Consider the following 16287-nt stretch of genomic DNA (forward strand, 5'->3'; position numbering starts at 1 on the left):
ATGAAGAAGGTAATTTATATTTTAATTGCACTGGTTGTTTTAGCTGCAGTAGGCTATAAGCTGATGAGCAACAAAGAACAGATGGCTGCCAACGCCGCAGTAGCTGAAATTAAAAGCGATGCAATTCCGGTTGCTGTTACAGAAGTTAAAACAGAGAAATTAGATAAGTCTTTTACCGCACAGGGTAACTTCGCTCCTATCCAGAGCCTGACCCTTTTGTCGGAAACTACCGGCCAGGTACAGCGTGTGCTGAAGCGAAAAGGCGATAAGGTAAAGGCAGGTGAATTACTATTACAGGTAGAGAGCAACACCATGTCTGCTGACCTGGCTACCGCCCAGACAAACGCCGAGAAAGCAAAGCGTGACCTGGAGCGTTTCGAGAACCTGGCTGCCGGAGATGCGATCACGCAGCGTCAACTGGAAGATGCCCGTCTTGCTGCAAAGTCTACGCAGGCACAATTGGTAGCTGCACGTCAGCGCTTAACTAAAACCAGAATTACGGCACCTATCAACGGTGAGATCAATGAAATTTATGTGGAAGTTGGTTCTTACTTAGGTATGTCTACCAAACTATACGACATCGTGAACGTGGACAAACTGAAGCTGAAAGTAAAAGCATCTGAAAGCGAAGTTCTCCTGATCAACAAAGGCGATAAGGTAACTGTGAAAGCTAATGCCGGTGCCGGACAGGAATACGAAGGTGTGGTTACCGCCATTGCCGCTCAAGCCGACCCTACCCTGAAATTTGATGTGGAAGTGGAAGTAAAAAATGCCGCTAACAATAATCTGAGAGCTGGTATGTACGGCACTGCCTACTTTAAAGTAGACGATCAGCGTGATGCCATGCTGTTGCCGCGCCAGGCTATAGTTGGTAGCATCCAGAACCCAAGTGTTTATGTGGTGAAAGACGGCGTTGCCAACATGCGCAAAGTAAAAGTAGGTGTGGTTACGCAGGATAAAGTAGAGATACTGGAAGGTGTGCAGCCAGGCGATCAGGTAGTACAGAGCGGCCAGATCAACCTTCGAGAAGGCATTAAAGTAACGTTGCTGAAGTAAGATCCCGGCTATAGTTATCATCCCCCTACCCCCTTCAAAGGGGGACTTTAAGAAACTACCAAGATACCTGTCATCCTGAAAGGAACCTGGTAAAAGGGAGATGAAGCCTTAGCAATAACACACCCCTACCCCTCTTAAGAGGGGAATTAATCTGAACAGAAAAGTCCCCCTTTGAAGGGGGGTAGGGGGATGACTCGCTTTAGCAGATCAAAAACAAGAATACTTCTTTTAAATAAGAAACTATAAAATGAACATAACCAAAATATCGATCCAGCGATCAACTATAGTGGTGGTGGTATTTACCGTACTCACGCTGCTTGGTGTTGTCAGCTACCAATCGCTTAACTACGAGCTTCTACCGAAGTTCAACCCACCGGTGCTTACCATCATGACGGTGTATCCGGGTGCTTCTCCAAACGAGGTGGAGAACTCTGTTACAAAAGAGATTGAAGACGCACTTGCCTCCCTGGAAAACGTGAAGGAAATGAAAAGCACCTCGATGGAAAGCTTTTCGATGATCGTGATCAACCTGAACCAGGGTACCGATGTGGACCTAAGCTTACAGGAAGCACAGCGTAAGATTAACACCATTCTGGCCAAGTTGCCGGAAGATGCCGATGCCCCTACGCTGAACAAATTTGACCTCGACGACCTGCCAATCATCAAGATGGGTGCTACGGCTAACATGTCGGCTACGGAGTTTTATGACCTGATCGACAAGAAGATCAAACCGGAGCTGTCGCGCATACAGGGTATGGCTGCCATAAAAGTACTGGGTGGCCAGGAACGTGAGATCAAAGTAAATATTGATGCCAACAAATTGGAAGCCTATAACCTGTCTATCCTTCAGGTACAGCAGAAGATCCGTAACTCTAACCTCGACTTCCCGACTGGTAAGATAAAGCAGGAAAGCGGCCAGACACAGATCCGACTGGCAGGTAAGTTTCAGTCGCTGGAGCAGCTAAATAACCTGATACTTCGCCAGGACGACAAAGGTATTGTGCGCCTTGCTGACGTAGCCGAAGTGCAGGATACCCAGAAGGACATTGAAGTAATGAACCGTATCAATGGTAATCCATCGGTAGGTATAACTATACAGAAACAGTCTGATGCCAACGCGGTGGAAGTAAGTCGCCTGACAAAAGAAGCACTTGCCGCGCTGGAGAAAACCTACGCAGCAGAAGGCCTGAAATTCAACGTAGCCAACGACTCTTCTGATTTTACTTTAGAGGCAGCTGACTCGGTGATACACGACCTGATCATAGCCGTTATACTGGTGGCGATTGTGATGTTGCTGTTCCTGCACTCGCTGCGTAATGCGGTTATTGTAATGGTGTCTATCCCGGCATCGTTGGTGGCCACGTTCATTGCCATGTACCTGTTCGGCTATTCGCTTAACCTGATGTCTTTACTGGCACTTTCGCTGGTAGTTGGTATTCTGGTGGATGACGCTATTGTGGTAATTGAGAACATTCACCGCCACATGGAGATGGGCAAAAAGCCGGCGCAGGCCGCTTACGATGGTATCCGTGAGATCATGGCAACAGTTACATCCATTACCCTGGTAATTGTAGTTGTGTTTATCCCGATCGCGCTTTCAACAGGTCTGGTTTCGGATATTCTGCGCCAGTTTGCGGTAGTGGTTGCCGTAGCCACGATGATCTCGTTGTTCGTAGCCTTTACCCTGATCCCATTACTTGCCAGCCGTTTCTCAAGATTAGAGCACATCTCTGACAAGAATATCTTCGGACGCTTTATACTTTCATTTGAGCGCTTCCTGGACCGTGTGATCGATGGCTTTACAGCTACATTGAAGTGGGCATTTAACCACAAGTTCATCACGCTGGGTGTAACCATGCTACTATTAGTTGCTTCGTTTGCGCTGGTACCGATGGGCTTTATAGGATCAGAATTTATTCCTGCCGGCGACCGCGGTGAAGTAAGCTTACAGCTGGAATTGCCTAAGAACGCTACTGTAGAACAGACCAACTTTGCCACACGCCAGGTGGAAGCATACCTGCTTGCCAAGCCTGAAGTAAAGAAAGTGTTTACCACAGTAGGTACTACCACTTCGGCACAGGCTGGTCAGAACACCGCTTATAAGTCAGATGTTTCGGTAACGCTGGTAGATGTAAAAGAACGCGATTTCAGTACAGACCAGTTCAGCCGCCAGGCAAAGGCAGATATTGAAAGCAGTATTCCGGATGTGGAAGTAACGCCGGTTCCGGTTGGTCTGGTTGGTAACTCACAGGCTCCGATCCAGATCATCATCTCAGGCTCTAACCTGGACAGCGTGATGAACTTCTCGCAGAAAGTGCTGGCCATTACAGAAGGTGTGGATGGTACCGCCGACGTGGAAATGTCAGTGGAAGGTGGTAACCCGGAAATTGAAGTGGTTGTGGACCGTGATAAGATGGCAAACGTTGGCCTTTCGCTGGAGAGCGTGGGTGCCAGCATGCAGCTGGCCTTCAGTGGCAACTCTGATGTTACGTTCCGTTCCGGCACCGAAGACTACGACATCAACATCCGCCTGGATGAGTTTGATCGCCGCAGCGTAACCGACATCGGCAACCTGTCTTTTGTGAACAGTAAAGGGCAGATCGTTCGCCTGGCACAGTTCGCTGATATCCGCCAGTCTACTGGTCCGTCGCAGCTGGAGCGTTACAACCGTGTAACTTCGGTAAACGTGAACTCGCAGGTAATTGGTAGACCAACCGGTTCGGTAGGTGCTGACATACAGGCGAAGATGGCAGAAATAAAAATGCCTGCCGGTGTTAGCTTAGAGTATGGTGGTAACCTGAAAAACCAGAGCGAAGGTTTCGGTACGCTGGGTGTTGCCCTGCTTGCCTCTATCATCTTCGTGTACCTGATTATGGTGGCCCTTTACGACTCGTATATTTATCCGCTGGTGGTACTCTTCTCTATTCCGTTGGCGATCATCGGTGCCTTGCTGGCCCTGGCGCTTGCCTCGCAGTCGCTGAGCATCTTCTCTATCCTGGGTATCATTATGATGATTGGTCTGGTAGCGAAGAACGCGATTATGGTGGTGGACTTTACCAACAAGCTGAAAGACGAAGGCGTGGAAGTGAAAGAAGCGTTGATCGAAGCCGTTCGTATCCGTTTCCGTCCGATCCTGATGACGACGCTGGCCATGGTGATTGGTATGTTGCCGATCGCGCTGGCAGGTGGCTCGGTAGCTGCTACCAAAAACGGTCTGGCCTGGGCACTGATCGGTGGTCTGAGCTCCTCTATGTTCCTGACGCTTATAGTTGTTCCAATCATCTACTATGGCTTCGACAGAATTCTTGCAAAATTCGGTTTAGATAAGAAAACTAAAATCGAGTTGGAAGAGAAGACCCTGGAAGAGCTGGAGCACGAAACCAAGATGCTGGAAGACAAGAAAATGGCGCACGAGTTCGCGCATTAATCAGCATGCATTACCTGTTTTCATACTTATAAATTGCTGGGGAGATTGCGGAGGCTTATAGTTTCCGCAATCTCAGACCCAGATTTACTCTTACCTTTTACATGCCATGACAACTGCAACCCCAGATAAAAAGGCAATCCAAAAAGAAGTGGTGAAGATCATCACCTCTGTTACCAATCTTAAACGCAATCAACTCCTGGAGGTCCGCGACCTGACTACACTCGGGCTTGATATAGTGGATGTGGTAGACGTTATTTTGAAAGTAGAGAAAACCTACCACCTGACCATACCCGATGAAGTGCCGGTGTATACGGTTGATGACTTTGTGAATTACGTGTACACGCAAACCATGAAACAGGCTGGATAAGCCAATTGAACTATAAAAAAGGAGCGCCGCAACTATACATTGCGGCGCTTTTTTTGTGCACTGTGTGATAAACAGTAAACTATAGCTGCACTTTAAACTATAGTTTATTACCTCTACTCCTACCGCTCTTCCGGACTCTACCGCTCTTTCGGACTTCCAAGTCCGAAAGCCCTCTGCCGGGGATTTCCGAATCCCCATGTTGCCAGTAACGCGGACTAAGAAGTCCGCAGCAGATTTGGTTCCGGACAAGGATGTCCGAAACAGCCGTTAAACTATAAACTATAGTTTAACGCGGCCAGAGGCAGCTCACACTCTCGGGACACTAGCGAGAGCTTTGATTATCAACTATAGTTGCAAGGCTTCATCGGATGGTGATGGAGAGAGGCACTTCGTTCCGCACAGCTTATTCTCCTGCAGTAACCGGTGTGCCAGGTCTTTGGCTTGTTGCCGTATTTCCCGAAGGGCTGTAGACTCGTACAGTGTTGCTTTCCGGGCTGGGCCTATCGCATAAAAGCCTTCTACCGGAATCTCGCTTTCATTTACCAGTGTCCCCTCTTCTGCAGTTACCAGCCCCAGGTTTAAGCTATCAGGTTTTATAAGGCCATCGGTAAGCAATTGCTGCACCAGGGGCAGCTTTATTTTTGTGTAGTCGCTCTCAGGGCCTGTACAGTTGATCACGCGGCTTACGTTTATAGTTTGAGCTATAGTTTGTTTCCGCCTTTTTATAGTTACGCAGACCATCTCCCCTTCTGTTTCCATATCAACTATAGTTCCGGCAATCAGTTCTAAACGGCCCTGCTTCTGTAACTCCTGAAGCATGGCTGCGGAACTGGCTGGCATGCGGTGGCGGTGGGTTTCCCAGTAAGGGCGCACATGACGCATAAACCGTTTCTTTTCCAATAATGAAAAGGCCTGCCAGATGGCCGGGATATGCACACGCATCGCGTCCAGCACGCTGCGCCAACTATAACCTTGTTCTTCTGCCTTCTTAATCTCATCCCGGATGATCCGGAACAGCTCTGATACGGATAAGGAAGCGCTGAGATCAGGAAGTTTGAGGTGATCGTAGAGGGGCGTGTTTACATCAAAAGCCTGCGGTAATAATCCATGGCGCGATACAACGTAGATATTCCCTTTATGGCCTTCTGCCTGCAGGCTGCCCACCAGGTCTACCATTGTCAGGCTCGAGCCGATTAGTAGTAGTGGAGATTCCGGATCCAGGTTTGCCAGGCCTTTTGCACTCCAGGGCGATGCAACATAATTACTGCTCTGATAAAATGCTTTATTGGGAATTGGCAGATCAGCCGGCGGAAAATTACCCATTGCCAACACTACTTTATCTGAAACTATAGCTTCGTGCTCCTTAAACTTAACTTGAAAAGAATTGCCTTGTTTGTAAACAGCCAGCGCCTCATCATACATCTTTATAAGCTTTACATTTTCTGAAGCAAGCACCTCTGCTTCCTCTAACCTGCTCTTCAGGTAATCGCCGAAAATAAACCGGGGAATGAAGTCGTCTTTGCTGACAGGTATGTTCAAATGCTTTTCGTAGCGGTGCTGCTGTACCGTAAGCCAGTCATAAAAATCGAGGGGCTGCTCCGGGAACAGGCTCATGGCTAAGGCAGGCACATTTAAGGGCTGAAAAGGCAGCTGACTGGAATAAGCTATTCCACGGTTCATTCTGTACCGGTCCTGCTCTACCAGGTAGATGATCTTACTACCCCTGGCGCTCCGCAGCAAATGAATAGCTGTTAACGTGCCACTGAGGCCTCCTCCAATAATTGCAATCGCCATAGGTGCTCTATCTTAGGTGAAATAAACCTTACACAAGTCAGACAAGCGAAACCTATCCTGGAAGCCTGTACAATAAAGAATAGCAGGATGTGCCCATGCACAAACCAAGGTGTGTCAAAACATCTGATTTTACGGGAATATATTTTGCAGAGTTCGTCCTTAAGCCCACGCTTACGACATAAAAGTGCAGGCTGCCTGATAAATATCAGATTTCATAGCCTGCCCCAGGCCCCCATATAATCCTCTTTCCTGAACTTCAGTTTTAGCAACTATAGTTTGAGATCTACCTTCCGGTCAACTATAAATTGTACTTCTTAGCTATACCTCCCGGATATAAACCAATTCATAAACCCATATGAATAATCGATAATCAATGAAATACCTATATAGCGCCCATCCTTGTTTGTATAATTCCGTAAAGGCAATTCAGAACCTAACTCTGACAGACATATCGCATCGGCTAAACATATCGGAAAAGTAACAGCCAAGGTCATCCTGTGGCTGTTAGTATTTATTATTGGAGTTGTTGTCATCCTTGTAATTGCGCTGCAGTTTCCGGGGGTGCAGAACTTTGCTGCAAAAAAGGGCGCGAATTACCTCGAAGGCATGCTCGGCACAAAAGTGGAGATCGGCGGTTTTACAACCGACTGGCGAAATGCCCTTGTATTGAAGGAAGTGTACATCGAAGACCAGCAACAGGATACCCTTTGGTACAGTGAGCGCCTGGGTGTGGACATGAACATTCTCGGTCTGCTGAGTGGCACATACGATATCAGCAAAATTGACCTGGACCACGCACGGCTGAATCTGCACATTAACCCCGATAGTACCTCCAATTTCGATTTCCTGTTAGATGCCTTCGCTACTGATACGACGGCTACTACAACTCCTGCCGACACCTCGGCCCTGGCCATTAACCTGGACGTTATAAACCTGAATGATGTACGGGTAAGCTTTAAAGACGAAGCCGGCGGAAACCTGGTTGAAACACACATAGGCCAGCTAAGCACTACGATGGATGAGCTGAACCTGGAAGAACAGAAATACCTGGTAGATAACGTGGAGCTCAAAAATACCTGGATAAACATCATCCAGACGAAGCTGGCACCTGAGTCGGAGCCGCAACCGATCGCTTTTGATTTCGGGCTGAATAAAGTAGATCTGGAAAAAATACGATTACGCTACGAGAACCGGGTGGCCGAACAGCGCATTGAAGTGGATCTCGGGAAAGCCAACCTGACTTCCGACAACATTGACCTGCCAAACGCCCGCGTAGACCTCAGCAACCTGGACCTGCACAACTCCACTATCGTGTACGCCCAGGAAAAATATAAACCATCTGATTCGCTGGCTGTGAACCCAGCCAAAATTGTGCGCGACCTCGACGAATCAGTTGAAAAAAAGCAGGGCCAGCCGGTAAACTGGGTGGTAACGTTAGGCGAAACCGATATCTCCGGTGTCAACATTAAATTCGACAACTTTAATACACCGGCCCAGCCGCGCGGCATGGATTACGACCACCTCTATTTTACCGATGTGGTGCTGCAGGCCAGCGACCTGAGCTATAGTTTAAACCGCACCCAGGCTGAATTAAAACAACTGCAACTGAAAGAGAAAAGTGGCTTCCGGGTAGAGAACTTCCAGGCAAACATCTTATTCGATTCAGTTGAGACTAAACTGACTAACCTAGACCTGAAAACCGGCAAAAGCCACATACAACGCGACCTGGCCATGCGCTATAGTTCGCTGGATGCACTGGCCGAAAAGCCGGGCAATACCCAACTCGATCTGAACATCGTGGACAGCCGCATTGCAATGCAGGATGTGCTGTACTTTATGCCGGAACTGCGCTCCAACCCATCCTTTAAAAGCATTGCTAATTCTACGGTGCAACTCAGCGGCGACGTGCAGGGGACTATAGATAATATGATCGTACGCAACCTTCGGGCTTCGGGACTGAACGGGACTATAGTTCATGTAAGCGGCAACATCCGCAACGCCACCGACCCCGATAACCTGTTCCTGGATCTGGATGTGAACCAACTGCAAACCACGCGCGCAACGATACTGGCCTTAGCTCCTGCGGGCACCATTCCGCCTAACATCCGCATTCCGGAGCGGGTAAGCATAGAGGGCGTTGTGGAAGGTAGCCTGACCAATTTTGATGCCCGCACCAGGATTAACAGCTCCATTGGTAACCTGGTAGCCGATGTGGATATGGGCAAGAATGATTCTTTTAACGCAACTATAAAAACCGGTGGCTTTGCCCTGGACGAACTCTTTACCGACAGCCTGGGACTCGGAACTATAGCCGGTACCATTACAGCCAAAGGCCAGGGACTTACCCCTGAAACCATGGTTGCCGATGTAAAAGCCGATCTCAGCAAATTTGAATACAACAACTACACGTACAAAGACATTGACCTGGAGGCAGACATCAACAAAAACCTGTATGCTGTAAAAGCGCGCACCAAAGACCAGAACCTCGACCTGGCCCTGAATGGTAATTTTAACCTGCGCAACTCAGAAAAACCAAACTATAACTTTACGCTGGACCTGAACCAGGCAAACCTGCAGGCACTAAACCTTTACGCCGAGCCACTGAGCATAAAGGGCAAGATGAAAGGCAACTTTACAGGAGCCGATGCCAGCACGCTAAGCGGAACCATGGATGCCCGCCAACTGGTAGTGCAGTATGATAAGAAAGAATACCCTGTTGATTCGCTGCTGCTTACTTTAAAACAGCAGACCGGGAATACCGAAGTGCAGGTGCGCTCTGATGTTATGGCAGCCAACATGCAGTTTGGCAATACCTTAGCAACACTGCCGACAGCGCTCATGAAGCACTTTTCCAATTACTTCGACCTGCAACCTGATCCGCCATTCCCGGCTAACCTGAACCTCGAAGATTTTGCTTTCGACATTGACCTAAGGAAGCCGGCTATAGTTACAGCTTTTGTACCTGGCCTGGAACAACTGCAGCCTTCCGGACCGCTGACCGGCTCTTACGATGGCGAAACCCAGACCTTTAAAATGGATGGCAGTTTCAGTAAAATAAAGTACACCGACTATACCCTGAACGGCCTTACGCTACAGGTGCGCGGCGACCGCGAAAAAATGAACTATAGCGCCGACCTGACGCAGCTCCTGTCGCCGTCCTTACGGGCAAAAGATGTTGCTCTGACTGGCGCTGCCCGCGATAACGACCTGTTAATGCGGCTTTCGGTGGCGGAGGACAGCACGGAGGCAAAATTTATAGTTGGTGGCGTGCTTAACAGTTTGGGCCGTGGGTACAGGTTCTCTTTTAACCCGGAACAGCTCGTTATTAACGGCGATACCTGGACCGTACCTGAAGACAATTACCTGCAGTTCGATACCAACTTTATTTACGCCAACAACATTAACCTGCAGCACAACAACATGGCGCTGGGGCTGAACAGCCAGGGTCCGGTCGGTCCGACAGCACCACTGATCGCCACCTTCAAAAATTTCGAGATAGAATACCTGACACGTTCTTTCCAGCAAAGCGACAGTTTGATGAGCGGAACTATAAACGGAGAGGCCACGCTGCGAAATATTATGTCTGATGCGCCGGGCTTTACCTCTGATATAACCGTTACGGACTTTACTTATGAAGGCGTTCCAGTCGGTGACCTGGCCCTGGTAGCCGGCACAGCAGCAAACAATCGCTATACTATAGATGCCCGCCTGACCGACGAAGGAAACCAAATGCTGATAGACGGCTTTATAGAGTCGCAGCCTAATGCAACGCTACTCAACCTGACAGCGAACATATCCAGCATCAACTTAAAATCGTTGCAGGGCTTTACTGCCGGAGCGGTTAAAAACATGGATGGCAGCGCCAGCGGGAACCTGCGCATTACCGGCACATTAGCCGACCCGAACATACTCGGAGATATTAACTTTAACCAGGCCCAGTTTACCATAACCCAGCTCGGATCGCTTTACAAATTACAGAACGAGCGCATGGTGTTTAACGAGAACGGCATCAGCTTACCTGATTTTACTTTAACAGATTCGCTGGGAAATACGCTTGAGGTGAATGGAAATATCTTTACACAGAACTATACCGAGTACCGCTTCGACCTGACAGCCAGCACAGATAAATTCCTGGCACTTAACTCTACCGCCCAGGACAATGACCTTTACTATGGCACTGTATTTATTGATGCAGATGCAACTATAGGAGGCGACTTTTCTGTGCCTGTGGTAGAGTCAACTGTAAAAATTCTTAAGGGCTCCGATTTCACGCTTGTAATTCCGGCCGCCGAGGTGGGCGCTGCAGAGCGGGATGGAATCGTAGAATTTGTGAACCTGAACGACTCGCTCACAGCCATAATTGGCCAGAAACAGGCTGACACCACGCAAATAACCGGCTTTGTAGGCCCTGATGTAAGCACCCGCCTTACCGTTACCGACGATACGCCTGTAACTATAATCCTGGACCCTATCACCGGCGATAACCTTGTCGTGAAAGGCAACGCCGATCCACTATTCATTGGCATGACGCCATCCGGGCAGATCAACATGTCAGGCAGATACGAGATAACCGAAGGCAAGTATAGCATGGATTTTTACGACCTGGTATCGCGGGAGCTGGACATTGAGAAAGGTAGCTACATTGCCTGGACCGGCGACGCTTTACAAGCCAACATGCAGGTTACAGCCATTTATAACGTAGAGACTGCGCCAATGGAATTGGTTGCCTCGCAGATTGGAGGTACACAGGACCCGGTGCTCCGTAACCAGTTCACGTTCCAGGTTTTTGTGAATGTGGAGGGTGAGATGCTGAAACCGGAAATTAGTTTTGACATACAGGCTGCAGAAAACCAGCGGGGCCAGCTGCCGCGCGAAGTGGCAACCAGCCTGGGCAACCTGCGCACCGACGAAGCAGAAATGAACAAACAGGTTTTCTCCCTGCTCGTACTTAACCGCTTTATGGCACCCGATCCGTTTACAAGCTCCGGTGGTGGCTTTGCTTCTACGGCCCGCAACAGTTTAAGCCAGGTAATGACAGATCAGCTTAACAACCTTACCCAGCGCTACGCAGGTGGCCTTGGCCTGGAATTAGGCGTAGATTCCTACGAAGACTATTCCTCCGGCTCCGCACAGGGCCGCACCGACCTGAATGTGGCTTTGCGTCAGCAGTTCCTCAACGACCGTTTAACCGTGCGCGTTGGTACCGACATCGGGCTGGAGGGCGGTCAGCGGGAACAAAGTAACATGAGCGCGTTCGGAGGTGATATTTCCGTAGAATATTCGCTTACAGAAGATGGCAGGCTGCGAATTCAGGCTTTCCAGCGGAACCAGTACGGAGATTTTCTGGAAGGTGATGTGCGTGCTACCGGGGCCGGCCTTATTTACCAGCGGGAATACGATAACTTCTCAGACCTGTTCCGGGACCTGCAGAGTCGCCATATAAGAGAACGGGAACGCCAGCTGGAGGCAGCTAAAAAATTAGAAGAAGACATTACAAAATAACCCTATATGTTCGCAGCTTTACCTGTAAACTTTACTTTCAGAAAATACGGCAAGGTGCTGGCTGCCTTTGTGTTGCTTATAGTTTCGGGGTGTGCCGGCACCAAGCGCGTACCCGCCGACGACGCGCTATTTACCGGTTTTAATGTGCAGGTAGATGGCAAAAACGATAGTAGCAACCGCCAGAAGCTGATGGAAACGGAACTATCGGCAACTGTACGCCCGAAGCCTAACTTTTCTATTCTTGGCATGCGGCCTAAACTGGCTATCTACAACACATTTTATACTGAAAAAGAAAAAGGCCTGAAGCACTGGATACAGACCAAACTGGGCGAGCCGCCGGTGCTGATCTCGGCAGTAGATACCGGTAACGTGAATGAGATCATGAGCAGCCGGTTACACAACCGTGGCTACTTTAATAATGCCGTACAGAGTAAAACCAACATCAAAGTCAAAAAAGCAACTATAGACTGGCGGGCATTTGTAAGCGAACCTTACCGCATCCGTAAAATAGAATACACCTTGGCCGACTCGCTACCCGTGCACCAGGATATCCAGGCTACTGAAGCCGGGTCTTTAGTAATTCCCGGCGAACCGTATGACCTGGAGAAAATGACCGGCGAACGGGTTCGTATAGATGCCAATCTTAAAAACAAAGGCTATTACTACTTCAGCCCCGACATGCTTATTTTTAGTGTGGATACTACGGTAGGCAACCGGCAGGCCGATGTTTTAATGCGATTGAAAAAAGATGTGCCGAGTCCTTCTCTGCGCCCCTATAAAATTGATGACATCTACATTTTTGCCAACTATAACCTGGGCGACAGCCTTTCGGTGAGCGACACAATAGACTATAAAGGCTTCCATTATATCCCGAATGAAAACTATGTACGGGCGCGCCATTTGCTCCGGGGTGTATTTTTAGAGCAGGATAGTTTGTACAGCCGCCAAGACCACCTGCTAACTATAAACAGGCTTGCCGGTTTGCCCGCTTACAAGTATGTGAACATAGACTATAAACCCGACACCACACAGACGGGCAAACTCGACAGCTTTATTTACCTCACTCCTGCTTTCAAAAAAACGCTGCGCATGGAGGGCCGGTATGTCAGCAAGTCCAACAACTTTGCAGGGCCGGGCATTACCATCTCGTTCCGCAACCGGAATGCGTTAAAGGGCTCAGAACTGCTCTCTGTCGATTTCATCGGAAACTTTGAGAGCCAGGTGGGTGGCCGTGGCTCCGGAACACCGCCGGAAGGCCAGCAAGATCTCAATAAAAACCTGAGCTCTTACGAATTGGGCGTACAAACCAGCCTTACCATTCCGCGTATAGTTTCGCCGTTTGAGCTGCGTAACCTGCGTACTGAGTTCGTACCGAAAACGCGCATAGGCCTGGGATTCAATTTCCTGAACCGGGTACAGTATTTCCAGATGAATTCTTTTAACGCTTCGTATTCTTACAACTGGCGGCCCAAAAAAGAATTTACCCACGATGTGACGCCTATCAATTTACAGTATGTGCAGCTGGCTAATACAACTATAGCTTTTGACACACTGCTTGCTCAAAACCAGTTCCTGCGCCGAAGTTTTGAGGACCAGTTCATCATCGGCTCTATTTACCAGTTTACATTTACCAACCAACTGGAAACTAACCGTACGCACCAGTTCTTCGACAACTTTACGCTGGATGGTTCGGGCAACCTGATAAATGGCCTGCAATCGCTGACCGGTGCTGAGGATCCTGAAGAAGATATGCCGCGCACCATTTTCGGCAAACCCTATTCGCAGTATGTGCGCGCCGAGAACGATTTTCGCTACTACTTTAATTTCGGGAATGAGAGCCAGATCGCGACCCGTTTTCTGGCCGGTATTGGTTATGCGCATGGCAACTCTACGGTACTGCCTTATGTAAAACAATTTTCAATTGGCGGCCCAAACAGTATCCGCGCTTTCCGGGCCAGAAGTATAGGCCCCGGCACATACGACGCTCCTGATTCACTGACGTTCTCTTACTTTGACCAGACCGGCGACATGAAACTGGAAGCAAACATTGAGTATCGTTTTCCGCTGGCAGGTTTTTTTAAAGGGGCTGTTTTTGTTGATGCAGGTAACATCTGGCTGCTGAATGAAACATTAAAACCAAATGGAGAGCCTGATAAACCCGGTGGGTTGTTTAAGGGAAACGAATTTATGTCACAACTGGCCGTTGGTACAGGTTTCGGCTTACGTATTGATGTTGATTTTTTTGTGATGCGCTTTGATGTGGGTATACCCGTACGCTCACCTAACATGCCGGACGGAGAACAGAATGTGTTGTCCGATCTCAAGTTCGGTTTTAAGGGCGATAACAGCCTTACCCTAAACATTGCCATCGGCTATCCTTTCTAAACTATAAACTGCACATTTCCGGCTACTTATCTTATATTTGTTTATCCTAATGATTGCCTGAATACATAGGAATTTATAAATGTTATTTATAGTTAGTTAAATAGCTTACACATCACATTGACAGGAGAGCAAAGGTGAAGACAGTAGTTGAAGTGATATAACATTAGTGCAGAGATTCTAAATTTACTTCTAAAACAGTAAACAAAGCTCGAAATATAGACCTTAAATCTTCTTCAAATGAAAATAAAATCACTTTACTTCGTGCTACTCTTTGCTTTCTTGGGCTCGTGCAATAAAGAAGATCAGCCCGAATTGTGTCTAGCTCAAAATACGGTTGAAACTTTGATTGGATATCAAGAAAAAATTGAAGATCAGTTAACCCATGCTTATTACGTCGATAACAATAATCGATTAAACAAAGTCCGCACGACCTCCCTATATATCCCTGATTGGATTAGCGTAGATAATTATAAATATGATAGTGAGGGCAGAATCATCAAAATTGAGACAGAGTCTTCTCATTCCGAAACCAATAAGATGATAACTCATCAAGTTTTTGAATACAATCACCTTGGCCAGTTAGAAGTGGCATACACATACTTAAATGAAAGCTGGGGATTAGAGGAAATCAACAGGTATGAATACATTTATAACTCAGATAAGCAGTTGGAGTCATACAGGAAATTTTTCCGCAATGAGTTGGCCGAGACACAGGATTATACTTATACAAACGGTTTAATGATTGGGGTAAAGGTGAAGGAGATAAACGAAGATCAGGATTTAGATTATGAAGTTGAGCTAAAGTACGATGATAAAAAGTCACCTTACATTGCTTTTGACGCATTACAAGCTATTAAAGTTAATTGGGGTTACCCTCATCAGCACAACATTATCAGCCAAACTGCAAAGTTATCCGACGGCTCCATCTATACCTCCCAAACTTATAAAATTGATTATACTTATTCAGAGCGAGGCTATCCTACTAGAGCAGAACAGGTATACCCACAAGGCAGCAATTTTGTAAAGAGGAAATGGGATTACTCTTACATGTCGTGCAATTAATGTTACAGCGCCAGCACATAAATTTATAGCAAGTACTTTACCCAACACGGCTTATAGCGCATTGGCGCACCATAGCAAGTTCTGATCAGGATTGTTGTTGGCAACTATATTCTAGAGTTATTTTTAAGGCTAATGCTATATTGAACATCCTGAACTTTCAGGTCACTAAAATTTAGGCTTTACAAAAGCATATAGCGAAATTTAAAAAAGCGATGCAGGATTTATTTATAGTTAAGGATCAGGTAAGGATACAGGCATCCGCAGAAAAGATCTGGGAAGTGTTGACAAACCCTGCCTATATGCGCCAGTGGGAAGAGATGCCCGAGAATTTCGGAAATGAGCACATTGAGCAAGGCAGCGTCATTCATTACGAAGGCTTCTCAACGCTAACTGTTTCAACTTTTGAAGTAAACAGGCAACTGAATTTAACTGTCCATCTTCCTAACATCGACCTGGACCCGAGTGCATATAACATTGCCTATCGTTTTATATTAAAGCCTGACCACAACCATACTGTGCTGGATTTTGAAATAGGCGATTTTGCCCCGGTGCCTAAGGCGCAACAATATTACGATATGTCTGTTCAGTTTGCCGAAACATCGCTGCAAAAGATAAAGGCACTTGCAGAGCAGAACTCCTGACATTTACTTATCGATTTTTAAATATCCATTTATCATAAATACCCTGAGCTAAT

General features: G+C 47.5%; 8 protein-coding genes. 7 read left to right on the forward strand and 1 reads right to left on the reverse strand.

Annotated features, from left to right (window positions below; genetic code table 11):
• The 3 genes from KYK27_RS00155 (at position 1) to KYK27_RS00165 (ending at position 4850) form a co-directional block, all read left to right on the forward strand.
• Complete coding sequence (locus KYK27_RS00155) at positions 1-1056, forward strand: efflux RND transporter periplasmic adaptor subunit (RefSeq protein WP_199108061.1); 1056 nt, start codon at positions 1-3, stop codon at positions 1054-1056.
• Positions 1057-1303: 247 nt separating this feature from the next.
• Positions 1304-4483 (forward strand): efflux RND transporter permease subunit, encoded by a 3180-nt coding sequence (locus KYK27_RS00160; RefSeq protein WP_199108062.1) that lies wholly within the window; start codon positions 1304-1306, stop codon positions 4481-4483.
• Positions 4484-4589: 106 nt separating this feature from the next.
• A complete protein-coding gene (locus KYK27_RS00165; protein ID WP_199108063.1) occupies positions 4590-4850 on the forward strand; it encodes an acyl carrier protein in 261 nt (86 codons plus the stop codon).
• Positions 4851-5195: 345 nt separating this feature from the next.
• On the opposite strand, the gene KYK27_RS00170 is transcribed toward KYK27_RS00165, so the two are convergent.
• Complete coding sequence (locus KYK27_RS00170) at positions 5196-6644, reverse strand: FAD/NAD(P)-binding protein (RefSeq protein WP_199108064.1); 1449 nt, start codon at positions 6642-6644, stop codon at positions 5196-5198.
• A 468-nt stretch (positions 6645-7112) separates the two neighbouring features.
• Between KYK27_RS00170 and KYK27_RS18470 the strand changes: the two genes are divergently transcribed.
• The 4 genes from KYK27_RS18470 (at position 7113) to KYK27_RS00190 (ending at position 16234) form a co-directional block, all read left to right on the forward strand.
• Positions 7113-12146: a translocation/assembly module TamB domain-containing protein gene (locus tag KYK27_RS18470; RefSeq protein WP_370583615.1), complete on the forward strand. Its 5034-nt coding sequence runs from the start codon at positions 7113-7115 to the stop codon at positions 12144-12146.
• A 6-nt stretch (positions 12147-12152) separates the two neighbouring features.
• Positions 12153-14531 carry a BamA/TamA family outer membrane protein gene (locus KYK27_RS00180; RefSeq protein ID WP_199108066.1) on the forward strand — a complete coding sequence of 793 codons (2379 nt, stop codon included), beginning with the start codon at positions 12153-12155 and terminating at the stop codon, positions 14529-14531.
• Positions 14532-14768: 237 nt separating this feature from the next.
• On the forward strand, positions 14769-15593 hold the full coding sequence (locus tag KYK27_RS00185; protein WP_199108067.1) for a hypothetical protein: 825 nt from the start codon (positions 14769-14771) through the stop codon (positions 15591-15593).
• Positions 15594-15805: 212 nt separating this feature from the next.
• Positions 15806-16234 (forward strand): SRPBCC family protein, encoded by a 429-nt coding sequence (locus KYK27_RS00190; protein ID WP_199108068.1) that lies wholly within the window; start codon positions 15806-15808, stop codon positions 16232-16234.
• Positions 16235-16287 lie beyond the last annotated feature (53 nt).

Origin of the sequence: Pontibacter populi, from assembly GCF_019336435.1 — a bacterium.
GTDB classification, from domain to species: Bacteria; Bacteroidota; Bacteroidia; order Cytophagales; family Hymenobacteraceae; genus Pontibacter; species Pontibacter humidus.

Bases quoted from the DNA above. Each gene is read 5' to 3' on its own strand.
- KYK27_RS00155 (WP_199108061.1), top strand. From the start codon at position 1: ATGAAGAAGGTAATTTATATTTTAATTGCACTGGTTGTTTTAGCTGCA.
- KYK27_RS00160 (WP_199108062.1), top strand. From the start codon at position 1,304: ATGAACATAACCAAAATATCGATCCAGCGATCAACTATAGTGGTGGTG.
- KYK27_RS00165 (WP_199108063.1), top strand. From the start codon at position 4,590: ATGACAACTGCAACCCCAGATAAAAAGGCAATCCAAAAAGAAGTGGTG.
- KYK27_RS00170 (WP_199108064.1), bottom strand. From the start codon at position 6,644: ATGGCGATTGCAATTATTGGAGGAGGCCTCAGTGGCACGTTAACAGCT.
- KYK27_RS00180 (WP_199108066.1), top strand. From the start codon at position 12,153: ATGTTCGCAGCTTTACCTGTAAACTTTACTTTCAGAAAATACGGCAAG.
- KYK27_RS00185 (WP_199108067.1), top strand. From the start codon at position 14,769: ATGAAAATAAAATCACTTTACTTCGTGCTACTCTTTGCTTTCTTGGGC.
- KYK27_RS00190 (WP_199108068.1), top strand. From the start codon at position 15,806: ATGCAGGATTTATTTATAGTTAAGGATCAGGTAAGGATACAGGCATCC.